Genomic DNA, 25775 nt, shown 5'->3' on the forward strand with positions numbered 1-25775 from the left:
GGCTAATTTTGATGAGCGAAATGCCTTTCAATACAATCGCATAAAATGTGGATTATAAGAATATGGATTTCTTGGATTCGTGGCGTATCACCACTTGGGACAATTAAGGCTATATCGCTTAAAGGCTTCATTTTCCCTCCATCACGCCCTACCAAACTAATCGTTTTAATCCCTAAATCTTTAGCTTTTTCATAAGCTTTTAGGACATTTTTGGAATTACCGCTTGTAGAAATCCCTATCAAAATATCTTGTGGATTCCCTAGCGCTTCTACTTGCCTAGCAAACACTTCTTCATAACCATAATCATTCGCAATGGCAGTAAGGACTGAGGTATCCGTGCTTAAACTTATTGCACTCAAACCTTTCCTTTCCAACTTATAGCGCCCAGTCAATTCAGCGGCAAAATGCTGTGCATCGCTAGCACTCCCCCCATTACCGCAAATAAGGATTTTTCCTTCATTTTCTAAAGTTTCTATCAAAAGTTGGACGCTTTGGATCAAAGATTCTTCCAAACTTTCTAAACTTTTTTCTAACGCTTCCTTATGGGCTAAAAATTCTTTTTTAATCAAATCATTAATCATTGTATGCCCTTTTAATTTTTTCTATAATAGCACTTGTAGAATACCCTTCTTCAAATGCCATCAAACAAGTTTCTTTAGCAAACTCGCTCCCTATGACTTCTTTATCAAGATAGTCCGCCCCCTTAACTAAAATATCAGGCTTTAGGGCTTGAATCAATCCTATGGGCGTGTCTTCTTCAAACACCACGATATAATCCACGCAAGACAAACTCGCTAAAAGAAACGCTCTGTCTTTTTCGCCCACTATGGGGCGTTTATCCCCCTTAAGCCTTTTAATGGAAGCATCGCTATTTAACCCTACAATGAGAATATCCCCTAAAGCTTTAGCCTTTTGCAAATAACTCGCATGCCCTTTATGGAGAATATCAAAACAACCATTGGTGAAAACGACTTTTTGCTTATTATACTCTAAAATGTTTAAAAGCTTTTCTAAAGAAAGGATTTTAGGGTGCGTTTGGTTTAAAATCAAAGCGATTTCTTCCAAACTCGCTAACGCACTCCCCATTTTACCCACCACCACAGCTGCTGCTGCATTGGCAAACTCACAAGCTTCTTTAAGATTTTTTGATTCCAATAAAGAGAGCGTTAAAGATGCGATCACTGTATCGCCAGCCCCAGTTACATCATAAACTTCTTTAGCGATGGTGGGGCAATTGATTAGCTCGTTTTTTTCTAAAAAAGCGATGCCTTGCTCGCTCAAAGTAACTAAAGGCATGGCAATATGGTAAGTTTCTTGTAAGATTTGAAGCGCTTTCAATAAATTGGCATCGCCGTCTAATTTCAAATGAAGCGCTTGCTCCAATTCAAAACGATTAGGCGTGATCAAACTCGCATGGGAATATTTGCTATAATCTTTCCCTTTAGGGTCGCATAAAATGAGCTTGTAGTGTTTGTTGGCTAATGCGATGATAGTTTGAGTGATCTTAAAATCTAAAACGCCCTTATTGTAATCTGAAAGAATAATCCCATCCATTTCTTGGATTTTTTCTGCGACAAAGTCTAAAAGGTTCTTTCTTAAATCGGCGTTTAAGGGATCTTTGATTTCCTTATCCACGCGCACGATTTGCTGGTTTTGCACGATAATGCGCGTTTTGAGTGTGGTGCAACGGGTTTTATCTATTAAAACGCCTGAAGTGTCAACCTCTCTTATTTTTAAAGCGTTAATGAAATGCTTGCCCTCTAGATCATCGCCCACTACCCCACATAAAAAGACTTGAGCCCCTAAAGAGATGAGGTTATTGGCCACATTAGCCGCTCCGCCTAAACTCTTGCTCTCTTTTTTGACTTCTAAAATAGGCACAGGGGCTTCAGGCGAAAGGCGTTCGCTCTTCCCCCATAAATAATAATCAGCGATCAAATCCCCTATGACTAAGATTTTTCTCATGCGTTCCCTCCTTCAAAAATTGTATAGATATGGGGTAAATAATCCTTAATACCGCTTTCTAAATCGTATAAGGGGGTGTAATCTAAATCCAAAATAGTAGGTTCAAGATGCGCTTGCGTGTGCTCTTGGAAAAAAGGATAAGGGTTTTTAATATAACTCACTTCAAAATCCCCTAAATGCTCTTTTAAAATGCTAACAATCTCATTATAGCTCCTAGCTTGTGAATAGCCCACATTATAAACCCCGCTTTGTTGAGCTTTCATCGCTTTCACATTCGCTTGGATCACATCTTCAATATAGACAAAATCCCTTAATTGCTCGCCAAATTCAAAAAGCTTAACTTCCTTGAACGCCATCGCCTGTAAAGCAAGCTGTAAGATCATCGAGGCGGTTTTTTCCTTATAAAATTCCCTAGGCCCATAGACATTAAAATATCGCAAGCCCACTTGAATGTTATCGCTTAAATAGGATCGGACAAATTCGTCCATGCAAAGCTTGGAAAAGCCATAAACATTTTCAGGGCTTTCGTTTGAGCCTACAACATTGGGGGCTTTTGTGTTACCATAAACGCCTGCTGAAGAAGCGTAAATCACTTTAGCCTTTTTTGGTTGGGCGATTTCTAAAAGCCTTAAAAAAGCCTGATAGTTGGTTTTCATCACTAATTCTTGATCTAGCATGGTTGTATCAGAGATAGCGGCTTGGTGGAACAAATAATCAAAATGCAATTTTTCTAAACGCCTTAAATCTAAAGGGTTATTAATATCAGCTGTGATCACTTCACCCTTAAAACCGATTAAATTTTTAAAATGCCCCAAAGAACTCGGGCAACCATTACTTAAAAGCGTGTTGTTGCGGAATTTATCTAAAACGATCACTTTAGCTTTAGGGTGGTTATCTTGAAAATAAAAGGCCAGATTACTGCCCACAAAACCAGCCCCACCGGTAATTAAAATAGTTTGATTTTCTAATTCATCATCAATATAACGCATTATTATCCTTATTTAATCCAATTAATCATCTCTTTAAGATTTTTACATTGTATCCAAGAATGAGAAGTTTTTAAAAAATTTGCACTCAATAAGAGATTATTTTTAACTTTAGCGTTCAAGCCGGCTAACATATCGCTTTCTTTATCGCCTATCATAAAAGATTTTTCCAAACAAATTTGATGCTCTTTAGCGGCCTGTAAAATCAAATAAGGTTTTGGCTTTCTGCAAGTGCAATTTTCTTCTGGAGCGTGTCTGCAAAAATAAATACCATCTAAATTAAAACCTAATTCTTCAAGCAAGCTTTCTTGGAGATATGCGGTAAGGTTTTCAAAGTCTTTAAGGGTGTAATAACCTCGGTTGATCCCAGATTGATTGGTGATTAAAAGCAGTTTATAGCCTAAAGATTTCGCATGCCTTAACAATTCAAAAATCCCTTTTTGGAATTCAAAATCTTCTTTTTGGCTCACATAGCCTTTATCAATGTTAATAATGCCGTCTCTGTCTAAAAAAAGGGCTTTGTTAGTGGTCATGGTGGCTTTCTTGGTGTGGTGTGGTGTCGTTTTGGTGGTGCATTGCACCGTTTTGATGATGCATCACATGGGGTGTTTGGTGGTTAATGAGCATGATCCCCATATAAAGGACATAAAGCCCAAAAACCCCCATCAAACTTTTAGACAAAAGATTAAAAAATTTCCTATAAGAAGTAGAAATTTTACTCAAAAAAATCCCCATTAAAAACAACGGCACGCTAGTGCCAAGCCCAAAAGAAAGGCCTAGCATCGCTCCTGTGAACGCGCTATGACTAAGAATCACGCTCGCTAAAAACGAATACACCATCATGCAAGGTAAAAACCCGTTCAACACACCTAAAAAATACAACCCCAAAACGCTTTGAAATTGCAAAGTTTTTTTCATCAAGAGAGAAATGAAAGGGATTTCAAAGCTTAATTTTTCTACTTTAGAACCTAAAAGCGCTAAAAGGATTAAAACAATCCCCATGCTCATCAATAAAGCACCCCTAAAACCCATGCCCACACTAATACTATGCCCCAAACCTGCCGCCATAACCCCTAATAGCATGTAGGTGCTGATCCTCCCTAAATTATAAAGGGCATGGCAAGTGAGCTGGTAAGAAAAATTTGTAGTTTTAGAAAATCTTATTTGACTAAACGCGCTCACAATCCCCCCACACATGCCCACACAATGCCCTAAAGACATGCTCAAGGCGGCTAAAAACATGCCTAAAAAACTCAGATTTTGCATCATTTGCATTCCAATATCCCCGCTTTTTTAAGAGCGATCTCCATCCCATCAAAAACCAAGCGCTCCTTACAAACAGAATGCACTAAAAACGCGCTCAAAAATTTCGCATCGCCCCCACAAAGATAGATTTTTTGATCTTTGGCTAAATGTTGGATACAAGCAATCACGCTCAAAATCATGCCATAATTCACAGCGTCTCTAGTATTTTTGGGTAAAATTTCTAAAGAATCTAAGGCTTTGAAAGGTTGCTCTAAAATTTTCGCGCTTTTTCTATACGCATGGGTATATTGGGCTAACCCAGGTAAAATACACCCCCCTAAATGCTTACTATCTTTGATTAAATCTATCGTAATTGCACTCCCCGCATCCACCACCACGCCATTTGCCACCGCTAAACACGCCATTTGCCGGTCTATCCCAAGCCCTATATAATCGGTTTCTAAATGAAAAAATCCTGCAATATTTTTAGCGTTAGGGTAACAATCTAAAAGGGCTTTTTCATTTTCTTCGTTCACGCTAATGTAAAAAATTTCTTTTTGAATATCCAAACGCTTTAAATCTTCTTTAGCGCTTGAAAAGAGCTGATAGCCTTGTGCAAAATGGATGCATGTATTACCTATATCGCATAAAATCAAATCTTTTGCTTCTTTAAAACATTCTGGCATGGGATCACTTCGCTTTTAAAGCCTTTCTTTTTTCTTCAAGCTCTTTTTCATCTCTTTCTTGTTGCTCCCTCGCTCTTTGTTCAAATTCCCTACCCCTTTGTTCGGCTTTGGCTTTTTTCCTTTCTCCCTTCAAACGGCGTTTTTCTTCTCTAGGGCTGAGTTTTGGCTCTTCTTTTTTAATAGCATTCTCTTTTGAAATAGGGGCGTTTTCATTTTCAGTGCTTTTTGTTGCGTCTTTTTTAGTGGCGTCGTTTTCGTTGCCCTCTTTATTTTGATTGCTTTCATTGTTGGCGTTATTTTGATCCTTGTTGGGTTCTTGATCTATATCGCGCCTTTTAGCCTTAATCTCTTCTTCTTCAAAACCGCTATTCCCTTGAGTTGGTTTGATTTTTTCCTCTTTTAAAGGCTGTTTCACTTCTCTAGTTTTATGCCTTTCTTGCAAATAAATCGGAGAATTTTCTTTTCCTTTTTTAGGTAAAGGTTTTGCCACAACGGAGTAAAGCTTGGGGTTAAACTCGTTATAATCTAAAAAATAGCGGTCATAATACACCCGATTTTTACCATAAAACACCCCTTTATCCAAACGATTGGATGAAAAAAGCTTAAAACTGCCGATAGATGGGATTTTATATATATTATACGAGTTAAAATCATTCAAATCCACTTCTATCACATAGCCACGCTTTTCTAAAGAATACAATTTATTGTGGTTTAATACAATCGTATTGAGCGAAGCAAAGGGTAATTTCACGCTGTTTAATTCCCTCAAACTCTTATCCATTTGCAAGATCTGCCCATCCAGCGTGAGCACGTATAGAGTCCCCTTATCATAGAGCAAATCCACAATATCCCCATCGTAGTTGAACTCTTGACCGCTCACCACCGAGAGGATGCGTTTTCCCGTAGAAGCGATCATATTATTGCCATCTACAATAAGGTAAGTGATATTGTTGAAAAATTTCTCGCTATTGATCACGATATTCCTGATAGGTGTAGGGTTTCCATGCACATAATCCACGACCAATAAGCGCCCATCTAACATAGGGAACACCACGACCGTGTCCATAAAAATAGGCATCGCCGTCAAGGAATTGATCGCAGTGCTTGGAGAACCTTTCTCGCTAAAAAGCAGTTTTTGAGAATTTAGATCGTATAAATTCGCTGAATTATCCGCTAACACCACCCCCAAAAGATTCCCCTTAACGCTCGCGCTCAAAGCAAAAGTCTCCAAAGGGATAATGATGGATTTTTGGCTAGCGTTAGGGTTAGAGCTAATCAATTCCACCTGGTGGCAGGCTTTATCTTGAACTTCTGATTCAACGCCCTTTAATTTTAGCTCCGTTTCTTTACTTTTAGCCACCTTGCCTTTTCTTGTTTTTTTATCAATCTTATTCAAACAATCTTGCGCGAGAATAAAAAACCCTTGACTCTCATTTAAAAAACTGCTTTCATAATTGAAATTCTTACCGATTCTTAACTGCGTCAAACCATCACGACCTATCACCGCCCCATTTTTTAAAATCGCTCCATTACGATTGGACGACACAATACTCTCTTGCAAGTGGTTAGAAAAAGGTGCTTCGCCTCTAATCTGGTATTTGGCGGGTTTGAAATATTTCCTCGTATTACAGCCACTAAAGACAATCAAGGCTGTCAGTAAGATTAAAAATGGTTTGTTCATCAAATCAATGCATCCCTTAAATCGTTTATTTTTTTGGTTTGGAAGAATTTTTTTCAATATTTTCTAACACGCCATAATGTTTTAACATAGAAATCATAGCATAGAGTGAAGAACTTAAAGGGATCGTTGATAAAATTTTATGCGCGTTTGTGATCGCATCTTTAGAATTTTCTTCATACAATAAATCCACCGTTTGCAAAGCACTCATTTCTTTAAGAATGGGGCTTTTTTCAAGCAAATTTTTATCTCTAGAGAGCGATGCGTAAGAATACTCTGCAAAAGTTTTGACGATCTCGTTAGACGATTGCGAAAGTTTTTTAAACGCGTTTATATCGTTTCTCTCGCTCGCTCTAGCGAATTGATACAAATCATACAACTCTGGACCGACTTCTTTGAGTTTGTTTTGCAAAGCGAGATTATCAGGGCTTTCTAGCACTTCATTATAAATTTGAGTGATCCGCTCTTTAGTTTGTTGGTGCTTATAATCTTGCAATTTTGTATCCCCCAAATAAGCGATAAAAGCCACCACAATAAACAATAAAACCCACTTATAGCGTTTGAAAAATTTTTCTAATCTAAACGCCCCCTCTAAAAGCTTTTCATCGCTTTTAAATTCACTCTTAACCTGCTCTAAATTTTCTTTAATACTCATGCCTTGCTCACTCCTGTGCTGCCAAACCCCCCACTCCCCCTTGAAGTTTCATCTAATTGTTCGCATTCTATAAATTCGGCTTTATAAGTTTTTTGAACCACCCCTTGAGCGATCCTATCCCCTACTTGGATTGTAAAATCTTTATCGCTCAAATTCGCTAAAATGACCTTAATTTCGCCCCTATAATCATTATCCACCGTGCCAGGAGAATTCAACACCATCACTTGATGGTTCAACGCTAGACCGCTACGGGTACGCACCTGCAATTCATACCCCACCTCTAAAGACAAACAAATCCCTATCCTCACTAACCCCACGCTATGAGGTTTGATCACTGCATTTTCTACCGCATGCAAATCAAAGCCTGAAGAACCTTCAGTTTGGTATTTAGGGATAAGGGCGTTTGGGTGGATTTTTTGGATTTTAATTTTCATCAAAACAAATCTCTTTATAATAAATGTCTAAAATTTCAAAATCGCTCTCCCCATTAGGTAATTGAATGCTTGCCACATCACCCTTGCTCTTACCGATCAAACTCTTAGCGATCGGCGAACCAAAAGAAATCAACCCTTTAGCCGGATCACTCTCTACGCTCCCTACTATCGTATAAGAAAACTCTTTATCGTTATCTAAATTAAGGATTTTAATCGTGCTTCCAAAACTCACTTTATTATGCATCAAAGCACCTGGGTCAATCACTTGAGCGTTAGAAATGATCTCGCTCAAATCCACGATTCTTGCCTCAATGAAGCGTTGTTTTTCTTTAGCGGCATGGTATTCAGCGTTTTCTTTCAAATCCCCATGCCCTCTAGCAATATCAATTTCTTTCACAATATTAGGCCGTTCCACCTCTTTTAATTGCTTCAATTCCGCACAGATTTTATTGTATCCATGCATACTCATAGGTTCTCTATTCATTCAATCTCCTAATCCTACTCAGTAGAGATTATAGTAAAAATTAAGTTAAATTCAGCAAAAAAGCTATTTCACTAGCGATTTTTCTCGCGCTCCCATGCATTAAATATTCTCTCAATTTCAAGCTTTCTTTAAAATAACGCTCTCTATCCATGTCCTTATAAGCCCTAATCAAACTCTCCACGCTCAAAAAATGCTGGATCAACTCTGGGTGTAACTGGCTCTCCCCAAGCCCTGGAGTCTCATCATTTAAGGCGTTATAAAAGATATTGGCTAATCCTATGTAATGCAAATTGACAAACATTCTAGCGATCAAAAAATCCATCGTTTTAGCCCTATACGCTAACACAAAAGGCGTGCCAATAAGAGCGGCTTCTAAAGTCGCTGTGCCGCTGCAAATGAATGCAAACTCCGCTTCAAATAAACTCTTATGTGCATCATAAGAAATTTCAAACCATTCAATGCCTTCTCCATAAAGAGCTTTTAAATCCAACCCCTTAAAGAAACTTGGCACTACCAACACACGCCTTTTAAACCCTTCGTTTTGTTCTAAAATGCGAGCCACTTCAACAAACAAAGGGAATATTTTAGCGATTTCACTTTTTCTACTCCCCGGCATAAAAACTAAAGTTTCGCCCTTAATATCTTTTTTATAATATTTAATTTCATCTAGTAAGGGGTGTCCTACATATTGGGCTTTTTTTTGGTAATAACTCACTTCAAAAGGCAAAATCGCGCCCAAAAAATCGCAATATTTTTCAAGGGTTTTAGCGCGCCATTTCTTCCATGCCCAAACTTGTGGTAAAATATAATACATGATTTTTTTATGAGAGTCTTGCTTTTTGATCTTTTTGGCTAGGGGGATATTAAAAGAAGAAGAATCCATTAAAAGCACCATGTCCGCTTGCTTGGCTAATTGGATCATTTCTTTATACACTTTGAATAAAAACCCTAAACGGCCTATCACATCTCTAAAACCCATGACAGAAAATTCCCTTGGGCTATAAAGCGCACCACTACCTTCAAACACGCCAATGAAACGATAATCTTTAGGCAAATTACGGCGTAATTCCTCCAAATGCACATTGGAGCTCGTTTCTAAAGCGCTCACTAAAATTGTGGGCATTATTTGTCTTCCAAAAGGTTTTGGACTTGATAGAGCTTGATTTCTTTATGCAAATCCCTTAATTCAATTTTGAGCAACGCAATTTCAAAATCTTTTTTAGAGAGATGGTTTTTAAGGAGCCTGTTTTCGCGCAAAACACTGCGGTATTGCAAGTAAAGCTCTTCATTAAACACGCGCTTGCTTGGTTTAGCCATCATTACTTGATTATCATCAGTGCAAATCTCCACTTCTTCAAGGGCTTTAGGGAAAATCCATTCTTCTTCTATGTGGGGCAATTTTTGGTTCAAATTTTCTTCTTCTAATTTTTTTTGATAGATTTGTTGCTTCAAACCTTTTAAGTTATTTTTTTTCTTACGCAATATCTCTTGGACTTGTTTCAATTCCAAACGGATTTTTTTTAAAACTTCTCTAGTGTCTTTAATTTCTTGCTGGTAGGCGTTCAACTCGGCTTCTTGCATCAATCTTATTCCGCTAACATTTCCAAAGACAACAAACGCATTTCATTGCCTTGAGTGATGACTACATTTTTGCTGTGGCATTTTTCACACACCCCATAATCCAAAGCGTTAGGCTTAAAAACATGCGAACAATCCTTGCATTCTAACTCAACCTTTTCATCCACAATGTCTAAAACAGCGTCTTTACATACCAAAGATTCTTCTCTAAAAGTCTCAAACGCGCTCACAAACAAGCTCTTATCCATGGCACTTCTTTCGCCAATACCGACCACGACTCTTTCAATCTTATGGGCTTGATTTTTCTTCGCATGCTCTTCGCAAAGAGCGATTAAAGAAGAAACGACCGAGTATTCATGCATACTAAACCTTAATCTTTAAAATATGCCTCCATTATATTGTATTAGAGTAATTTTTGATCCTTATTGCTTAAGGTTTAACAAAGTGTTAAGGATTTGATCGGATGTGGTTACCGCTTTAGAGTTCGCTTGGAAGCCCCTTTGGACCACAATCAAATTCGTTAAACTCCGGCTTAAATCCACATTACTAGACTCCAATTTAGATCCTGAAATAGAGCCTCTACGCCCCGTATTAGCCGCACCAATTAAGGCTTGCCCAGAGTTTCCGGTTTGAGAAAAGACATTCCCTCCCAAAGCTTGCAAGCCCGCATCGTTAGCGAAATTCGCTAAAGCCACTTGGGCAAGCGCCAAAGTCCTGCCATTACTAAACGCCCCTAAAAGCACCCCATCAGAATCAAAACGGACATCCATTAAATCGCCTGCTTGATAGCCGTTTTGTTCAATCGCATAAGTTTCAGAAATCTTATCCACGCTTGTTAATCCATCAAAACTCCCTGATGAACCAAAGGCTAAATTGATGCGTTGGGGGGCATCAGCACCATTTTTAGGGTCAAATTGCAAAAGAGGCGGGTTCATGCCAGCGAGCGATCCGTCATTATTGAAATGCAAACGACCTCCTTCAAACACATTCGGCCTAGCCGCTGAACCCCCCACTAATTCCGCAGGCTCAGGCACGATCACCCTGAAATTCCATTCCGCCCCCCCACTCCTATAAAACTCAATGCGCATGGTGTGCTTGGTGCCTAAACTATCTATCACATCAATGCTTGTTGCATGCGTAGCATGGGTGAATTTAGAGCTGCTCGCTGGCGCCCCTCCTTCAATCAAAGAAGCGGTGTTGAGCCCTTTCATCGCATTTTTAAACAAAACATTATTCGTGACGCTATCTGAAGAATACCCACTCACAAAGATATTAAGGTTTTCTTTAATAGTGTTTTTGTTGTCTTTGTTGTTGATCTCAAACATGCCGTATTGGTTGATGCTAACCCCCACAGAAGCGGCTGAGTCTTGGTAATTATCCGCTAAGCTAGGATCTTTAACGATATTGGCGTCATGCTGAATTAAAGCGCGCAAGTCTTCAGTGGTCCTAAATTGCCCGCTATTGGCGTTAGGGCTAATAGAATGTGTGTAACTGTATTTGAAAGCCGTTACATCTTTATCGCCATCTAAAAAGTTAGCGAACGCCCCAGTCCCAGCTTGAGTAACCACAATGTTTTTAAGCTTTTCATCGCCGTCTAATTCATTGGTGTTTTCCAAACGCAATTGCTTGCCGTCCAAATAAGCTTCAATCCCTGTTTGGCTTTTAACCGCATTGATCGCATTTTTAGCCGCCACTAAACTTGAAGTCCTACTCACCGCTGAATCGTTAGTGAAAGAAATCTTAACTCCATTCAATTCAAGCGTGCTGTTTTCTGCAGAAGGGAGGATGTCTTTGACCATTTTGGCACTCTTATAACTCACCCAAATCCCCTGATTTTCATTCAATAAAAGAGCGTCGCCATCTTCATTGTATAAAGAGCCCATGTCTTCGGCGACTTGAGCTAGATTTGTGCTTGAATCATACACAGGGTTAATGCCATCTGATGGGGTTTTGGCTGAAGAATCCAAAGCAAATATCGCCGCTGTTTGATCCGCATGCCTTCCAGCGTTTAAATTCGCTCTCATAGAAATGCGGTTACTCGCTCTAGCTGGCATCACCATTCCTGGATCAATTCTAATATTTTCTAATGGACCAGTATTATCCACTTTTAAAGCGTCTGTATCACTCCCTTTGTTACCGGTATCATTACCATTTCTCACCCACCCTTGCACCACAAGCCCTCCGGTGGTAACCAAACTCCCTTGCGAGTCAAAAAGGAACTCCCCATCTCTAGTGAAATTACGAGTGATCCCCCTATCAGGGCTAATGATAAAAAAGCCATCGCCTTGAATCGCTAGATCGGTTTTGACATCCGTGTTTTGGATATTGCCTTGTGAAAAGATTTTAGTCGTCGCATCCACGCCTACCCCAAGCCCCACTGAAAAGTCATTCTGCCCTGCTAACCCGTTTTTATAAGGTGCAGTAGCGATGAGTTTGACTTGAGAGAGCATATCCACAAAAGAAGCTCTAGAATATTTAAAACCGGTGGTATTCACATTCGCAATATTATTACTTTCAATATCCAAAGCGATTTGGTGGGCTTGCATCCCATTAACACCAGACCATAAAGACCTAAGCATGGTTATCCTTTAATTTAAAGAAATTCAATCTATGCCAAATAAAGCAAAAGTCGTTCCCAAATGGCTTTTTAAAACGATTGATTGCGGATTTTAAGGTTTTTTGGAAGTTTTGTTTGTAAAAAGGTTAGTCAAACTCATAAGGGGATAGGGGGTTTTGTAACACTACCCCCTAACAACGCTTTTAAAAGCTATCGCTCAAGCCCTAAAATTTGACTCGCTTCAATTTAAAATTTCGCATTCATGATCTTGAATTTCTTCGGCTGAAGCGCGATTGGAAGTCAGTGGGTCAAATTGCGTCGCCAACAAGACAAATGAGTTATCATTTTGCAACACCACCGCTAACCCATAATCTCCCATGCGTTTATGCGCTCCTAGCACTTCTTTAGCAAGCATGACAAATGGGCTTTTTTGCGCTAACTCGCTCTCTGTTACCCGACGCGCCAAGTATTTATGCCCTTGCAAACCACCCAGTAATGGCGACCAACGGCTATTGATGTTTTTTAGATTATTATCCAAGTGTTTGCGCACATCAGAGCGGATGCAAGAAATGTGGATATGCAAATGGTTTTGCGAGCGTCCTTTGCTAGAGTTTATCGTCAAAGAGATCGCGCGATCAGGAATCGGTTGGCCGTATTTTTGACTCATAAATTCGCGTGCCTGCCAAGATAACCAAAAAAAATTAGGTGTAGAAGGATCAAGCAACAAAGGGCTTTCAATGCCGTCAATACGATTTATTGGCATCAACAAATATTGCAACGGACCGTTAATATCTTTTAAAACCACATAGCCGGTATTAGGTTTGACTTCTATGCATGGCGAAGGATTTTGGTTTTTCTCATAATTAGGCAAACATTTTTCAAAAACAATCTTACGCAATATGTTCGGATCTTTAGCGCTTAAGCTATTAGTCATAACAACGATAGCTGTCATCGCCCAAAAAAGAAAGCCCATTTTTTTCATCTTTTTACTCCTTGTTTTTTGATGAGAGTTTTTGCAAACTCTCCTGTTATTTTTCTACAATAGTTGCTTAAAAGTTTTAATTGTTGTGATTATTTTAATGGAATTTAACTTATTGGTGGAATTTGGTAACTTGTTTTAAAAACTTCAATTAAATCAAAACCTATCAAAATAAAGCGTTTTATAACCTTGCTTTAGATAACATTAACATGAAAATATCAAATCAAATAAGGATAATTACCATGCAAGATTTACCCCCATGCCCTAAATGCAACGACACATACACCTATCATGACGGCGTGCAATTGGTTTGCTCTAGCTGTTTGTATGAATGGGATGAAAACAAGGTTCATAAGGCTACATAAGGCTAATAATGAAGAATTGATCGTTAAAGATTGTAACAATAATATTTTACAAAACAGAGACTCCGTTATCCTCATTAAAGATTTAAAGGTTAAAGGCTCATCTTTGGTACTTAAAAAAGGCACCAAAATCAAAAATATCAAGCTTGTCAATAGCGGTCACAGTGTAGATTGCAAGGTAGAAAGGCAGAGCTTGTCTTTAAAATCTGAATTCCTCAAGAAAGCTTAAAAGCAAAAAAGCTTAAGAATTTTTAAGCTTTTGAAAGGTTATTTTTTAGAGAAAATCAACTTATCCAATTTGAAAAAAATCACCGCTCCAATGGTTTGCCCCAAGAAAAGATTGAGCCATAAGGGGAAATTAAAATAATGGAAAACCTCCATAAAAGGCAACATTACCACCGCACTCAACATCCACCTCAGCCAATAAATCACAAAAAGCTTAGACTTGTATTCCTTGAAAAGTTGCTCAAAAATTTCTCTCACAAAACAACCCTTTAAATCTTTTTGCAAACCCTCCTAAAAAGGAAAGCTCACTATTAACTCAAAAATCTTAAACAGCCGTATAAGACATTCTTTTTTCAAAAAGTTTGCTCTCATAATTGCCTAAATCCCTACCATCCACAAGAGCGAAAGCCTCGCCAAAAGTCGGTAATAAGGCAGAATCTAATTGCATGTCTTTATGGCGGTTCAATGGGATAAAGACTTCCTCATGATCGCCTTGAAAATCAAACGCCAACAAAGAATCGTTCAAATACACTTCCACCATGGGGGCGTTTTTCACCACGCTGTTTTGACCCAGTTTCAAGCCTTGCACTTCAGCACTCTTAATCCCACATGCATGGCATAGAGACACAAACATGCTTTCTTTAGAGATGGTTGCAAACCAAGGCAAACTCTCTCGTTTCGGTAAATTTTCTTTACCCTCTAAAGCCTTTTGCCTTTTAGGCATCTCATGCTTAATGAACGCATAAAAATTGTGCACGCTTTCTTTGGGGGTCATTCCCTTAAGCTGGTTTGCAATGCTCACCACACTCGCATCATCCCTCTCATAACGCCCGATCGCTACAAAATCGCTCGTTTCAAACAAACGATCCTTTAATTGATAGCTAGCGATTTCATAAGACAAATGGACTTGCTTTTTTTGAGCGCTTTTTAAAAAATCCACTTGCAAATAAGGCACGCCAAAACTCAACATGCTCTTATAATTAACATGATTGCCTTGTAAATGCACATTGCTCGCTACAACGCTCGGCATGGGGATGAACAATGAAGTGCGTTCTGCAGAATCAAAATCAATGCTATACTCAGCCTCTATCTTATATTTTGTAGCGTTTTTTTCGCTTCCCTTTGCCTGTAAAATCTGTGTTCCTAAAACAACGCCCATAGTACCTAAAGCAGTTGTTTTAATAAAATCTCTTCGTTTCATCACATAACTCTTTATTGTAATTTTTAAATTTATTGAATGAATGAAAAAGCAAGACAAACCACCAAGCCTTTAAGGATTGGTGGCTATCTCAAAAACCTAAATTTAAAAAGACACAGCACCCCTAGAAATAAAGACGCCTAAAGAAAAAGCTTACTTTTTCTTTTTTGTGTGAGACATATCTTTCATATGCATGTCTTTCATCATTTTTTGGTGTTTTTCAAGAGCTTTTTTAACTCCCTCAGCGTATTTGGGATCAGCTTTTCTGAAATGTTCCAATTGCTTATCCACGATTTCTTTATGCTCAACATGCGCTAAAGAACCTCCGATAGTATCATACAACCTTTCTTTTTCATCCGGTTTCATCAAGCGGTATAGATCGCCTGGTTGGGTGTAGTAATCGCTATCGTCAGCCCTAAAATCCCAATTCCACACTTCATATTCTTTTTCAATGTGAGTTAAATTGAGTTTAGGATCCCTTGCACTCTTGTCTTCTTTATAGCCGGGCAATGAGCTAGGCGTGTAGTTTTGTAAAGCGCCATAGTATCCATTTTGCATATGACCATCTCTGCTAGAAGAGTGGAATGGGCATCTTGGTTTATTGACCGGTATTTGAGCGTAGTTAACACCTAATCGGTAGCGGTGTGTATCCCCATAAGAGAATAAGCGCCCTTGCAACATCCTATCAGGGCTATAACCAATTCCAGGAACGACATTGGCTGGTGTGAATGCCGCTTGCTCCACTTCTGCGAAATAGTTTTCCGGATTTTTATTCAACTCTACAATGCCCACTTCCATTAAAGGATAATCTTTTTGACTCCAAACTTTAGTGACATCAAACGGATGGAATCGATACTTTTTAGCATCTTCTTCTGGCATCACTTGAATGCACATCTTCCATTTCGGAAAATCCCCTCTAGCGATCGCGTCGTATAGATCTCTTTGGTGTGAATCCGGATCATTTTTTCTGATTTCTGCGGCTTCTTCGTTAGTCAAGTGTGCCAAACCTTGCATGCATTTGAAGTGGAATTTTACCCAAACACGCTCATCTTTAGCGTTGATAAGGCTAAAAGTGTGGCTGCCAAAACCATCCATATGACGGTAAGTTTTAGGGATCCCCCTATCGCCCATAACCCATGTAACCTGGTGCAAGCTTTCAGGGACATTGCTCCAAAAATCCCATACCATAGTAGGGCTATGCAAATTGGTTTGAGGGTCTCTTTTTTGAGTGTGGATAAAATCAGGGAATTTGATCGGATCACGGATAAAAAAGATTGGTGTGTTATTCCCTACCAAATCCCAATTACCCTCCTCAGTGTAATACTTCATCGCAAAACCCCTAGGGTCTCTCACTGCATCCGCAAAGCCTCTTTCACCAGCAACGGTTGAAAATCTGAAAAAGCATTCCGTTTTTTTGCCAACTTTAGAGAAAATTTTCGCTTTAGTGTATTTAGTGATGTCTTTAGTCACTGTGAAAGTGCCATAAGCCCCACTTCCTTTAGCGTGCACAACCCTCTCAGGGATCCTTTCTCTGTCAAACGCCGCTAACTTTTCCAAAAACCAAGTGCTTTGTAAAAGAACAGGACCTCTAGGACCAACCGTAACCACATTGTTATCATCCCAAACGGGAGCACCAAAAGCAGTAGTTTGTTTCAAGTCTTTATTAACCATCTTTCTTCCTTTGTATTGAATTCAAAATTTCGTAATTTAGCGTTAGCCAATTACTTGAGTGATTATCGCACAATTTGTTATACGAACTCCAACAATACACAATTTCCTTAAAAAAAGATCTTTTTTAAGAATAAAAAACCCCTTAAATATTTCTATTCGTAACAATTATTGAAAACAATAAAAATTAAACTCCAAATTTTATAATCTGGTTTTAATAATAGTTACTATAATATTCTAGTCAATTCATTGGTTGGTTTTTTGTTTTATTTTGTTGAATTTTAAATTAAGGAGAGTTGTTGGATGTCTTTAAGATCTAATATTAAACACGCTTTATGTTTCCCATTGTTAATTGATGCTTGTTATAGTGCGGATCACACTCTAGGCAAGGTTACCACCGAAGCCAAAAGGATTTTCACTTATAACAATGAGTTTGAGGTTACTTCTAAAGAATTGGAGCAACGCCAAAGCAATGAAGTCAAAGATTTGTTTAGGACTAACCCTGATGTGAATGTGGGTGGAGGGAGCGTGATGGGGCAAAAAATCTATGTGAGAGGCGTTGAAGACAGGCTTTTAAGGGTTACGGTGGATGGGGCTGCACAAAATGGTAATATTTTCCACCACCAAGGCAACACCGTGATTGACCCTGGCATGCTCAAAAGCATAGAAGTGACTAAAGGATCAGCGAATGCAAGTGCAGGGCCAGGAGCGATTGCAGGAGTGATTAAAATGGAGACTAAAGGTGCAGCTGATTTTATCCCTAGGGGGAAAAGTTATGCGGCTAGTGGGGCGGTGAGTTTTTATACCAATTTTGGGGACAGAGAGACTTTTAGAGCGGCTTATCAAAACACCCATTTTGATATTATCGCTTATTACACGCACCAAAATATCTTTTATTATAGAAGCGGTGCTACGGCGACTAAAAACCTCTTCAAACCCACGCAAGCCGATAAAGAGCCAGGAACTCCTAGCGAGCAAAACAACGCTTTGATTAAAATGAATGGTTATTTGAGCGATAGAGATATTCTCACTTTTAGCTGGAACATGACACGAGATAACGCCACACGCCCTTTAAGGAGTAACGCCATAGGGTTAGCCTATCCTTGTGAAGCCCCCTTTAGCCCTGATAGTTCTCAGGGATGCCCTAATGTGTTGGATAGCTTTACGAGGTATTTGTATCATTCTACCAATACCGCCAACAATCTTTCACTGCAATACAAAAGGGAAGCGGGTCATTCTTTTGGCGACCCACGGCTAGATTTTACCCTTTATACAAGCATTAGAAACGCCCAATTTGATCCCCTATTTGACCCTAACGGCGTTTATGCCAAATTCCCCACTTCTCAAGCGACAAAATGGGAAAGAGAAAATTACCCATGCATTGAGGGTGGGTATTGCACCCCAAGTTTTTCAGATATTGACAAACCAAGCTCACAGCCTAGGAATTTATTCTTAAACAACACCGGATTAAACCTCAAAGTTGCGCATGTGATTGATGAAGCCACAGACAGCCTTTTTGAATACGGATTCAACTACCAAAATTTAAGCGTTTTTGACGCTCGCATCCCTAAATCAGAATTATACAGACCCAATCAAGTTTATATTGATGATGAAGGGCAAAAACAAGTCGCTTGCAGTCTTGTGGATAATAACCCCAATGACCCCACGCTATGCCAAAGAGGGAAAGCCAATGGAAACATTTATGGAGGCTATGTGCAAGCGAATTACTCGCCTCATAAAATCATCACTTTTGGAGCTGGGGTAAGATGGGATGCATACACGCTTTATGATAAGGATTGGAACCACCGCTACACTCAAGGCTTTAGCCCTAGCGCGGCTCTTGTGATTAGCCCTATTGAGCCTTTATCTTTAAAGATCACTTATTCTCAAGTGACAAGGGGGGTTATGCCAGGAGATGGCGTGTATATGCGCCAAAACGACTTGCGATACGCTAAAAATATCAAGCCTGAAGTGGGATCTAACGCTGAATTTAATATTGATTATTCAAGCCAGTATTTTAGCGGGAGGGCTGCGGCGTTTTATCAAGCTTTAGATAATTTCATCTCCCAATATGCGCAAAATCTAGTTGTCACTAATTTAAGTCAAGCGATCCGTATTTATGGCTATGAAGTGGGTGGGACTTTCAAATATAAGGGCGTGAGTTTGAATATAGGGATCTCGCGCACTTGGCCCACCACTAGGGGGTATTTAATGGCGGATAGCTATGAACTCGCTGCAAGCACCGGTAATGTTTTTATCGTCAAATTGGATTACACTATTCCTAAAACAGGGATTAATCTTGCATGGCTTAGCCGTTTTGTGACCGGTTTAGATTATTGTGGGTTTGATATTTACTTGCCTGATTATGGGACGGCTGAGAAACCCAAAACCCCTACAGATCTAGCCAAATGCGGATCTCAATTAGGGTTAGTGCATATGCATAAGCCAGGCTATGGCGTGAGTAATTTTTATGTCAATTGGAGTCCTAGAGCCAAAAGTCGCTGGAATGGTTTGTTGCTTTCGGCGGTGTTTAACAATGTTTTTAATAAATTCTATGTGGATCAAACAAGCCCTTATGTCATGAGCCCGGACATGCCAGGCACTGACGCTGTTAAAAGAGCGATTGCAGAGCCTGGTTTTAACGCGCGCTTTGAAGTGGCTTATAAGTGGTAAGTAATCGCATTTAATGGCTCTATTCTCATTGATGTTGGCAATAAAATGCTGAAAAGCATTTTTTAAAAATAAACATATAAAAGAGCTTACCTAAAGCAAGCGATAGCCTCTTTAAAAAGCGGTCTTCTTGGGGTTAGGGGGATTTAGTTGGGGGTTAAGGGGGGTGTTATCGCAAAATACCCCCTATCCCCTTAAGGGAATGAGTTTTAAATAAAGTAATTAAAACCCCACTTTTTAAAAACAAAGCTTTTTATTGCAGCGTTTTGCATTCAATCAATAAAGTTTTAATCGTTGTGCATGCATGATGGCAACGGCTATCGCATCGCTAATATCCAAAGGCTTGATCTCGCTTGTGATATGAAGTAGCCGTTTGACCATAAAGGCTACTTGCTCTTTAGCGGCTTTGCCGTTACCGGTGAGAGCTTTTTTAACTTGCAAGGGCGTGTATTCACTAAAATTACCAACCCTTTCTAAAATCTTTAAGGACAACGCTCCCCTAAATTGCGCGAGTTTGATCACGCTTTTTGGGTTATACCCAAAGAAAATATCTTCAATCGCCACTTCATGCACTTCATAACGATCCAATAAACAATCTAGGGCTTCTATCAAATCCAAGATTTGTTCTTGCAAGTGCGTCGTGGTAATATTGATAAACCCAGCCGTGATTAAAGAAAGCTTGTTAGAAGCATAAGAAATGATAGCATACCCACATTTCCTACTGCCTGGATCTATTCCTAAAATATGCATGCAGTCATTCCTATTATTTATCTCAAGGTTTAAAAAACGCTATTATTATATCCATGTTTCTTGTGGGTGTAAAATACAAGATTATATTGAGAGCTTTTAAAACATTTAATATATTAAATAACGGAGCAATAAATGGTAGCAAACACAATCATATTAGTGGATTGGGAGAATTTTAGGCGCGATATTAAGCAAACAAAATGCGTTAATTACAATATCGCTTTAGATGTGATCGCAACTATCAGAGCCTTTTTGTTAGATGATGAACGCATCAGTCGTATTTATTTCTACACCACCCCACCTTTTGATTTTGAACAGGCGTTATGGGATAAAAAGAATGACGCCATCTTAAATGAAAAAAATCCTGGGACAGAGATGAAAATCTTCACTAGCAATGATATAAAAGAAATATTGCAAAGCAATGAAGCGATCAGATGGGATAAAATCTATAAGGATGTGGAAAATTTCCAGCACGATTTAGCGTCATTGGATCATGTGGAATTGCGATTAGGAAGAACAAAATTGCATGCAATAAGAATGGAGTTTGATAGAAGTTATAGGGCGTTATTGGAACAAAAGCAGGTTGATATGCTCATGGGTCTTGACATTCAAAGAATCGCTTTTAAAAAAATAGCCGACAGGATTTTAGTATTCTCCAAAGACACTGATTTGCTCCCTGCACTCAAAATAGCAAGGAATGAAGGGTTAAGGGTGGATATTGCTGATTTATCGGATAGATTATCCCTCCTTAGCCACGATTTGAAATACAATTCGGATAAAGTGAGAGTGTTAAGCAGTAATGAAGTCAAAGACAAGCTTTTTTCCATCAGAGAAAACCTCACTAAAACCAATTGGGCTTTAAATTAAACGATAAATATTAAAAAATATCGATTTATCTCACTCATTGTTGGTAATAAAAATTAAAAAATGCCTTTGAGCGTTTTTATGGTCCATATTTTTTCAAAACAAAGCCAAAATAACACCAAGCATTTTTAAAAAGAGAGTATAATAAGAAAGTTAAGACTTATATATATATTCTACTTTTCAGTAAAGAAGTAAAGATTTAAAAATCAAGGAAACACCATGCTAAAGAATGCTAGCAAAACGATTTGTTTGTCCTTAATGAGTTTGTTCAATCCTTTAGAAGCCTACCACCAAAAAGACGGCTTTTCTGTAGAAGTTGGGTTTGAAATTGGGCTATTACAAGGCACGCAAACTAAAGAGCACACCATAGCCACCCCCCCAAAGTGCCTAAGTGCCTACGGGAAATACTACATCCCTAAAAGCACCATTTCAAAAAACACGACGGCTTTATTCACCACAAAAAATATCCCCAATTTAACCTTTTACTCTCAAAATCTTGCGTATGCGAGCACGGTTAATAGGAGCGTAACCATACAAAACTTTCTGCCTTACAATTTACACAATGTTGAAATCAGTTTTAAAGATAAGCAAGACAAAATAATCAATTTGGGCGTGATAGAAACGATCCCCAAATAATCTCAAATTGTTTTGCCCTTAAGCTTGTTTAATGACCCAGATCTTAACGATCCAAAGCTTATCAAAAAAATCCTTTTATTTTCTAACAACTCCAAACCATTGCCACACCTTTTCTGATAGAGGCACAGAGAGTTTGTTTGACAAGATCGGTAAGATCACAACCAATGTGACAATGAGTTATGAAAATGCCGATACTAACAATTTTAAGGGTAATTGCAGCAATTGCGTGTCAGATTTCACCCCACAAACCGCAGAAGAATTGACTAATTTAATGCTCAATATGGTTGCAGTGTTTGATTCCCCGGCTTGGAAAGAAGCCATTTTAAACGCCCCTTTCCAATTTTCTAACAGCTCATCAGAGTGCGGTATTGACTTTCCTAAGTGCGTGAATCCTTTCAATAATGGGCGTGTCGCTCACATTCATGAAAAATGTGTGCTAACCCCACAAAGCATTATAGACGCTTTTAGAAGAACGATCAATCTTGAAGTGAATATCCTAAAATCAGGGTTTATAGGGCTAGGGTATGAGCTTGACGATGGCGATGGTAATCTAGGGATAGAAGCGTCTTCTTTGGATCCCAAAAAGCTGTTTGGTGAGAATTTAGACAAAGTTGATGTTGTAAACTTAAGAGATATTATCCATGAATTTAGCCACACTAAAGGCTATACCCATAATGGGAATATGACTTATCAAAGGGTGCGTTTATGCCAAAAAGACGGTGGGACCATACAAGAATGTGAAGGCGGAAGGGAAGTAGATAAAAACGGGAAAGAAGAGCTAGAATTTAGCAACGGACACGAAGCACGAGACAAGGATGGTTACACTTATAATGTATGCTCTTTTTATAAGGACAACCACCAAGCCTACACAACTGGCAATTACCCCAGTTCCATTTATACAGATTGCACGCATGTCCCTATTGGGCTTATAGGCATTACAACCGCTGTTTGGCAGTAAGCCCATCAACCAAAACGCCCTCTATATTAATTTCGCTAATCTAAACAGCCCAAACAACCACCTAAACGCCGGTTTGAACACGCATAATTTTGCAACTCCTATGGTCAATGCGATCGTGCAAAATTTTTCCACTACCACCACTTACAGCGCCTCAAAAACTTCGCAAAATTTTAGAAGCCCTATTTTAGGGGTCAATGTTAAAATAGGCTACCAACACTATTTTAATATGTTATAAGGCTAGCTTATTATGGTATCATCAAATACAACTACGCTAAAGCTGTTAATGAAAAAGTCCAACAATTGAGCTATGGCGGTGGGATAGATTTGCTACTGGATCTTATCACCACCCATGCGAGTTCTTTTGGAGTGCTTGGAGGGTTAAGGGGCTTGTATAATGAGTACCGCACGCTCAATCAAGTTAAAGCGAATGGCAATTTTAATGCCGTGACTAGGTTTAATTACCGCCACAACCATTCTAAATATTCCATAGGCATTAGCATCCCTTTGATCCAAAGGAGCGTTAAAATCGCTTCCAATAGCGGTACTTATACAAACTCTATCGTTTTGAATGAAGGAGCGAGCCATTTTAAAGCGTTTTTTAATTACGGATGGGTGTTTTAGGTTTAAAACCCTGCCACTAAAACCTATTTTTATTTTTATAAGATTTAAAAAAATCCATTCCGCATTTTATCATTTTTTTAAGAGCGTAGTTGTTGCAAGGCTTCTTTAATCGCTTCTTCTACGCTGAGATTAGGTTTGAGCTTTTTTAAAATGGGATTAATTTCTGCACTTTTAAAGCCCAAACTCTCTAAAGCTAAAAAGACTTCATTATGTACAGGTTTAGTTTCATCTTGAATGAAAAAACCAATCAAATCCACCATGATCTTATCAGCGAGCTTTTTCCCAATGCCTGGAACTTGCTGGAGTCTTTTGACTTCTTTAGTAGCGATAATATTTTCAAATTCATTCGGTGAAAAGCTTGAAAGAATGGCTAATGCGATACGCCCCCCTACCCCATTGATTTTTAAAAGCCTTTCAAAAAGGATTTTTTCGCTCTCTTCTAAAAACCCATATAAAAGATGAGCGTCTTCTTTAATCACTTGCAAGATTTTCAAACGCGCTTTTTGGCCCGTTTGAAGCATACTCGCCGTTCGCATAGAAACTTGCACCCCATAAACAACGCCTTGCACTTCTATATGCACTTCTAAAGCGGAAATTTTTTCCACGACCCCTATTAAACCCACTATCATTTTTGTCTCTTTCTTGTCATTTAGCCTTTTTTAGCGCTTTTTAGGAATTTTTTTGATTTTATGGTCTTCATAGATCACATCCACGCTTTCATTATGGCTTAACATGGCGGTTAAATTGCTCACTTTAGGGTAATTGCGATGATAGATCACGATATTTTCTTGCTTGAAAGGGTTCTTAGTCATAATGCTTGCATGTTGGAAACTATTTTCTATGCTAATGAGTTTAGCGTAGCATTCGTTATTAATTTTTTGCAATTCTAACATTTGGGCTTTTAAGATTTTCAAACGCTTCAAAGCGAACATAAACTCACTATAAGCGTCTTTCACGCTTTCTTGTTGCATTAAAGAGCGTTTGATTTCTTCGGTGGCGTTTTTAAGCTTTTCCATAATCGTTTGATTGTTTTTGACCAAGTGGTTTAAAGACTGGTGCTGAGCGATGATTTTTTTGGATTTTACCCCTAATGCATTGAGCTTTTGTTTAGCGATCTTTAATTCTTCTTGATTTTCTCGCCCCCCAAAGGCGTAAAAAATAAAGCGATTGCCATTACCATCCACTTCATCAATCAAGCATTGTTTGGAAAAATACAGCTTGTTATCGCTTTTAAGCTTTTCTAAAGCGATCTCTTTCGCATAGACCACGCTCCCTGCACTCGCTTCTATTTTAACGCTATTGGCATACACTTTAGCGCGCTCTAAATACTTGCATTCAAACTCTTTAGCGTAGCACACGCCTTTATGGTTAGTGATACGCACCTTATTGGCATACACATAGCTTTCAGGATGGATTTGCCCTTCAATAGTGATTTCTTTAGCCACTAAGATCACATTCTTACCCACATTGCCCTTAATGTTAATCGCACTCGCTTCTAAAATAAGGTTAGAATCAATCGCATCATTAAGCTCATCTTTAGCTTGGATCTCTAACACCATTGCACTTTCCACTCCCCCTAAAAGATTGGGCGTTTCAATGGATTTGATCCCATTTTTAAAGATAAAATCTTGCTTAGAAACCAAACGCCCTTTTTCCATTTTAACCCCCTGTAAGGCTTTGGAGTAATACGATAGGGCGTTATATTCTTCTCTTTCTTCAAAAGCGTTTTTATCATGCCCTATAGGGGTGGGCGAGCTTGCGACTTTAGGCAATTCAACATAAAAGCCCTTAAGATTACGGCCTTCTCTACCCTGCTTAGGGTAACTCACCCAAGCAACTTTTTGATTTTCTTTAGCAATATAATAATTTTCTTTAACAAAAGACTCTTCTTGTTCGATTAAAGGGATTGAATGCGTTGGAATGTATTCTTCTTCTAATAAAAAATGAGATTTTTCTTCTGTGTTAGGGATAAAGGTTGAAGAAGCGTATAAAATAAAGTGCTTAGTTTGGGTTTTGTTTTTATGATTTCTTAATTCTATTTTTAGGTTTTCATACATCATTGAAAGGTGGCGAAACACCACGCCCTCAAATGCTAAACACTCTTTAATATACCCAAACATTTCTTGGTAATGCTCTTCAGTGTCTAGGATGATAAAACACTCGTCTAAAATAATCTCTATCTTGCTCAAATCCGCATCCACTTTCACTTCAAAAAAGCGTTTGTAAGCGTTTAATTTGATCTTAATATCGTGGGTTTGATAGAGGGTGAGCTCTTTTTTTTCATAGTATTCCTCTTCCTCTAATTGTTGCAATTCCCCACCAAAAGCCTCGCTAAACTCATCTTTAGCGCTGTTTTTGATAAAAATAGAAGTTTTTAAAATCTCAAACCACAGATCTTCTATTTGCAATTTATTTTCAGCGGCCACTTTTTTCAATTCTTTTTGAATGTCTTTGCACCGCTCGACTTTTATAGGGGCAAAACGCTCCAAGCTCATTTTTTAATCCTTAAATGGTATAATATAAAAAGATGAAAAATAACATAATGCTAACAAAAAAACACTGAAAATTAGGTAATAACT

Annotated in this window: 23 protein-coding genes and 3 pseudogenes; 5 read left to right on the forward strand and 21 right to left on the reverse strand. The window is 38.6% G+C overall.

Annotation, left to right across the window (positions count from 1 at the left end):
• Positions 1-2 precede the first annotated feature (2 nt).
• The 15 genes from gmhA to cdh form a co-directional block, all read right to left on the reverse strand.
• On the reverse strand, positions 3-581 hold the full coding sequence (gene gmhA, locus DYI00_RS04205; protein WP_041600215.1) for a D-sedoheptulose 7-phosphate isomerase: 579 nt from the start codon (positions 579-581) through the stop codon (positions 3-5).
• A complete protein-coding gene (gene rfaE1 / locus DYI00_RS04210; protein WP_011578082.1) occupies positions 574-1965 on the reverse strand; it encodes a D-glycero-beta-D-manno-heptose-7-phosphate kinase in 1392 nt (463 codons plus the stop codon). Before rfaE1 ends, gmhA begins: the two co-directional genes overlap by 8 nt.
• A complete protein-coding gene (gene rfaD, locus DYI00_RS04215) occupies positions 1962-2954 on the reverse strand; it encodes an ADP-glyceromanno-heptose 6-epimerase (RefSeq protein ID WP_011578083.1) in 993 nt (330 codons plus the stop codon). Before rfaD ends, rfaE1 begins: the two co-directional genes overlap by 4 nt.
• Positions 2955-2962: 8 nt before the next feature.
• Positions 2963-3484, reverse strand: coding sequence for a D-glycero-beta-D-manno-heptose 1,7-bisphosphate 7-phosphatase (gmhB, locus tag DYI00_RS04220; protein WP_011578084.1), 522 nt, complete (start codon positions 3482-3484; stop codon positions 2963-2965).
• Positions 3474-4226, reverse strand: a complete 753-nt coding sequence (locus tag DYI00_RS04225; RefSeq protein ID WP_172460803.1) for a sulfite exporter TauE/SafE family protein — start codon at positions 4224-4226, stop codon at positions 3474-3476. Before DYI00_RS04225 ends, gmhB begins: the two co-directional genes overlap by 11 nt.
• Complete coding sequence (locus DYI00_RS04230) at positions 4217-4882, reverse strand: type III pantothenate kinase (RefSeq protein WP_011578086.1); 666 nt, start codon at positions 4880-4882, stop codon at positions 4217-4219. Before DYI00_RS04230 ends, DYI00_RS04225 begins: the two co-directional genes overlap by 10 nt.
• A gap of 4 nt (positions 4883-4886) precedes the next feature.
• Entirely contained in the window at positions 4887-6563 is a 1677-nt protein-coding gene (gene pgbB / locus DYI00_RS04235) for a plasminogen-binding protein PgbB (RefSeq protein WP_104709338.1), read from the reverse strand.
• A gap of 25 nt (positions 6564-6588) precedes the next feature.
• Positions 6589-7215 (reverse strand): hypothetical protein, encoded by a 627-nt coding sequence (locus DYI00_RS04240; RefSeq protein WP_011578088.1) that lies wholly within the window; start codon positions 7213-7215, stop codon positions 6589-6591.
• On the reverse strand, positions 7212-7649 hold the full coding sequence (gene dut, locus DYI00_RS04245) for a dUTP diphosphatase (protein ID WP_011578089.1): 438 nt from the start codon (positions 7647-7649) through the stop codon (positions 7212-7214). Before dut ends, DYI00_RS04240 begins: the two co-directional genes overlap by 4 nt.
• A complete protein-coding gene (greA, locus tag DYI00_RS04250; RefSeq protein ID WP_011578090.1) occupies positions 7639-8133 on the reverse strand; it encodes a transcription elongation factor GreA in 495 nt (164 codons plus the stop codon). The genes dut and greA overlap by 11 nt, the downstream gene beginning before the upstream one ends.
• A gap of 40 nt (positions 8134-8173) precedes the next feature.
• A complete protein-coding gene (gene lpxB / locus DYI00_RS04255) occupies positions 8174-9256 on the reverse strand; it encodes a lipid-A-disaccharide synthase (RefSeq protein WP_011578091.1) in 1083 nt (360 codons plus the stop codon).
• Positions 9256-9714 (reverse strand): nickel-binding protein Mua, encoded by a 459-nt coding sequence (mua, locus tag DYI00_RS04260; RefSeq protein WP_011578092.1) that lies wholly within the window; start codon positions 9712-9714, stop codon positions 9256-9258. The genes lpxB and mua overlap by 1 nt, the downstream gene beginning before the upstream one ends.
• A 5-nt stretch (positions 9715-9719) precedes the next feature.
• Positions 9720-10073, reverse strand: coding sequence for a hydrogenase/urease nickel incorporation protein HypA (gene hypA / locus DYI00_RS04265; RefSeq protein ID WP_000545288.1), 354 nt, complete (start codon positions 10071-10073; stop codon positions 9720-9722).
• Positions 10074-10133: 60 nt separating this feature from the next.
• Entirely contained in the window at positions 10134-12290 is a 2157-nt protein-coding gene (gene flgE / locus DYI00_RS04270; RefSeq protein WP_011578093.1) for a flagellar hook protein FlgE, read from the reverse strand.
• A 219-nt stretch (positions 12291-12509) separates the two neighbouring features.
• On the reverse strand, positions 12510-13250 hold the full coding sequence (gene cdh, locus DYI00_RS04275; protein ID WP_011578094.1) for a CDP-diacylglycerol diphosphatase: 741 nt from the start codon (positions 13248-13250) through the stop codon (positions 12510-12512).
• A 239-nt stretch (positions 13251-13489) separates the two neighbouring features.
• On the opposite strand from cdh, the pseudogene DYI00_RS04280 reads away from it, so the two are divergent.
• Positions 13490-13838: pseudogene (locus tag DYI00_RS04280) on the forward strand (zinc ribbon domain-containing protein YjdM).
• A gap of 38 nt (positions 13839-13876) precedes the next feature.
• On the opposite strand, the gene DYI00_RS04285 reads toward DYI00_RS04280, so the two are convergent.
• The 3 genes from DYI00_RS04285 to DYI00_RS04295 all read right to left on the reverse strand — a co-directional run bounded on the left by DYI00_RS04285 (position 13877) and on the right by DYI00_RS04295 (position 16703).
• Positions 13877-14092: a hypothetical protein gene (locus DYI00_RS04285; protein ID WP_011578096.1), complete on the reverse strand. Its 216-nt coding sequence runs from the start codon at positions 14090-14092 to the stop codon at positions 13877-13879.
• 67 nt (positions 14093-14159) lie between these two features.
• Positions 14160-15035 carry a hypothetical protein gene (locus DYI00_RS04290; protein WP_011578097.1) on the reverse strand — a complete coding sequence of 292 codons (876 nt, stop codon included), beginning with the start codon at positions 15033-15035 and terminating at the stop codon, positions 14160-14162.
• A gap of 150 nt (positions 15036-15185) precedes the next feature.
• Entirely contained in the window at positions 15186-16703 is a 1518-nt protein-coding gene (locus DYI00_RS04295; RefSeq protein ID WP_011578098.1) for a catalase, read from the reverse strand.
• 300 nt (positions 16704-17003) lie between these two features.
• Between DYI00_RS04295 and DYI00_RS04300 the strand changes: the two genes are divergently transcribed.
• On the forward strand, positions 17004-19373 hold the full coding sequence (locus DYI00_RS04300; protein WP_104709336.1) for a TonB-dependent receptor: 2370 nt from the start codon (positions 17004-17006) through the stop codon (positions 19371-19373).
• A gap of 273 nt (positions 19374-19646) precedes the next feature.
• Here DYI00_RS04300 and ruvC read toward each other — a convergent pair whose 3' ends face one another.
• Positions 19647-20120, reverse strand: a complete 474-nt coding sequence (gene ruvC, locus DYI00_RS04305; protein WP_011578100.1) for a crossover junction endodeoxyribonuclease RuvC — start codon at positions 20118-20120, stop codon at positions 19647-19649.
• A 132-nt stretch (positions 20121-20252) separates the two neighbouring features.
• Between ruvC and DYI00_RS04310 the strand changes: the two genes are divergently transcribed.
• The 3 genes and pseudogenes from DYI00_RS04310 to DYI00_RS04315 form a co-directional block, all read left to right on the forward strand.
• The gene (locus tag DYI00_RS04310) at positions 20253-20984 is read left to right on the forward strand and encodes an NYN domain-containing protein (RefSeq protein WP_011578101.1); all 732 of its coding nucleotides are present in this window, start codon (positions 20253-20255) and stop codon (positions 20982-20984) included.
• 216 nt (positions 20985-21200) lie between these two features.
• Positions 21201-21614, forward strand: a pseudogene (locus DYI00_RS08735) (hypothetical protein); the annotation flags it as partial.
• A 109-nt stretch (positions 21615-21723) separates the two neighbouring features.
• Positions 21724-23196, forward strand: a pseudogene (locus DYI00_RS04315) (outer membrane beta-barrel protein); the annotation flags it as partial.
• A gap of 77 nt (positions 23197-23273) precedes the next feature.
• On the opposite strand, the gene ruvA reads toward DYI00_RS04315, so the two are convergent.
• Both ruvA and DYI00_RS04325 read right to left on the reverse strand, forming a co-directional pair.
• Positions 23274-23825 carry a Holliday junction branch migration protein RuvA gene (ruvA, locus tag DYI00_RS04320; protein WP_104687615.1) on the reverse strand — a complete coding sequence of 184 codons (552 nt, stop codon included), beginning with the start codon at positions 23823-23825 and terminating at the stop codon, positions 23274-23276.
• Between the two features lie 30 nt (positions 23826-23855).
• Positions 23856-25691 (reverse strand): hypothetical protein, encoded by a 1836-nt coding sequence (locus tag DYI00_RS04325; protein WP_104709362.1) that lies wholly within the window; start codon positions 25689-25691, stop codon positions 23856-23858.
• Between the last annotated feature and the right edge of the window lie 84 nt (positions 25692-25775).

Origin of the sequence: Helicobacter acinonychis, assembly GCF_900461455.1 — a bacterium.
Classification (GTDB): Bacteria; Campylobacterota; Campylobacteria; order Campylobacterales; family Helicobacteraceae; genus Helicobacter; species Helicobacter acinonychis.

Excerpts from the sequence above, each read along its gene's own strand:
- gmhA (WP_041600215.1), bottom strand. The coding sequence starts at position 581 with ATGATTAATGATTTGATTAAAAAAGAATTTTTAGCCCATAAGGAAGCG.
- rfaE1 (WP_011578082.1), bottom strand. The coding sequence starts at position 1,965 with ATGAGAAAAATCTTAGTCATAGGGGATTTGATCGCTGATTATTATTTA.
- rfaD (WP_011578083.1), bottom strand. The coding sequence starts at position 2,954 with ATGCGTTATATTGATGATGAATTAGAAAATCAAACTATTTTAATTACC.
- gmhB (WP_011578084.1), bottom strand. The coding sequence starts at position 3,484 with ATGACCACTAACAAAGCCCTTTTTTTAGACAGAGACGGCATTATTAAC.
- DYI00_RS04225 (WP_172460803.1), bottom strand. The coding sequence starts at position 4,226 with ATGCAAATGATGCAAAATCTGAGTTTTTTAGGCATGTTTTTAGCCGCC.
- DYI00_RS04230 (WP_011578086.1), bottom strand. The coding sequence starts at position 4,882 with ATGCCAGAATGTTTTAAAGAAGCAAAAGATTTGATTTTATGCGATATA.
- pgbB (WP_104709338.1), bottom strand. The coding sequence starts at position 6,563 with ATGAACAAACCATTTTTAATCTTACTGACAGCCTTGATTGTCTTTAGT.
- DYI00_RS04240 (WP_011578088.1), bottom strand. The coding sequence starts at position 7,215 with ATGAGTATTAAAGAAAATTTAGAGCAGGTTAAGAGTGAATTTAAAAGC.
- dut (WP_011578089.1), bottom strand. The coding sequence starts at position 7,649 with ATGAAAATTAAAATCCAAAAAATCCACCCAAACGCCCTTATCCCTAAA.
- greA (WP_011578090.1), bottom strand. The coding sequence starts at position 8,133 with ATGAATAGAGAACCTATGAGTATGCATGGATACAATAAAATCTGTGCG.
- lpxB (WP_011578091.1), bottom strand. The coding sequence starts at position 9,256 with ATGCCCACAATTTTAGTGAGCGCTTTAGAAACGAGCTCCAATGTGCAT.
- mua (WP_011578092.1), bottom strand. The coding sequence starts at position 9,714 with ATGCAAGAAGCCGAGTTGAACGCCTACCAGCAAGAAATTAAAGACACT.
- hypA (WP_000545288.1), bottom strand. The coding sequence starts at position 10,073 with ATGCATGAATACTCGGTCGTTTCTTCTTTAATCGCTCTTTGCGAAGAG.
- flgE (WP_011578093.1), bottom strand. The coding sequence starts at position 12,290 with ATGCTTAGGTCTTTATGGTCTGGTGTTAATGGGATGCAAGCCCACCAA.
- cdh (WP_011578094.1), bottom strand. The coding sequence starts at position 13,250 with ATGAAAAAAATGGGCTTTCTTTTTTGGGCGATGACAGCTATCGTTGTT.
- DYI00_RS04290 (WP_011578097.1), bottom strand. The coding sequence starts at position 15,035 with ATGAAACGAAGAGATTTTATTAAAACAACTGCTTTAGGTACTATGGGC.
- DYI00_RS04295 (WP_011578098.1), bottom strand. The coding sequence starts at position 16,703 with ATGGTTAATAAAGACTTGAAACAAACTACTGCTTTTGGTGCTCCCGTT.
- DYI00_RS04300 (WP_104709336.1), top strand. The coding sequence starts at position 17,004 with ATGTCTTTAAGATCTAATATTAAACACGCTTTATGTTTCCCATTGTTA.
- ruvC (WP_011578100.1), bottom strand. The coding sequence starts at position 20,120 with ATGCATATTTTAGGAATAGATCCAGGCAGTAGGAAATGTGGGTATGCT.
- DYI00_RS04310 (WP_011578101.1), top strand. The coding sequence starts at position 20,253 with ATGGTAGCAAACACAATCATATTAGTGGATTGGGAGAATTTTAGGCGC.
- ruvA (WP_104687615.1), bottom strand. The coding sequence starts at position 23,825 with ATGATAGTGGGTTTAATAGGGGTCGTGGAAAAAATTTCCGCTTTAGAA.
- DYI00_RS04325 (WP_104709362.1), bottom strand. The coding sequence starts at position 25,691 with ATGAGCTTGGAGCGTTTTGCCCCTATAAAAGTCGAGCGGTGCAAAGAC.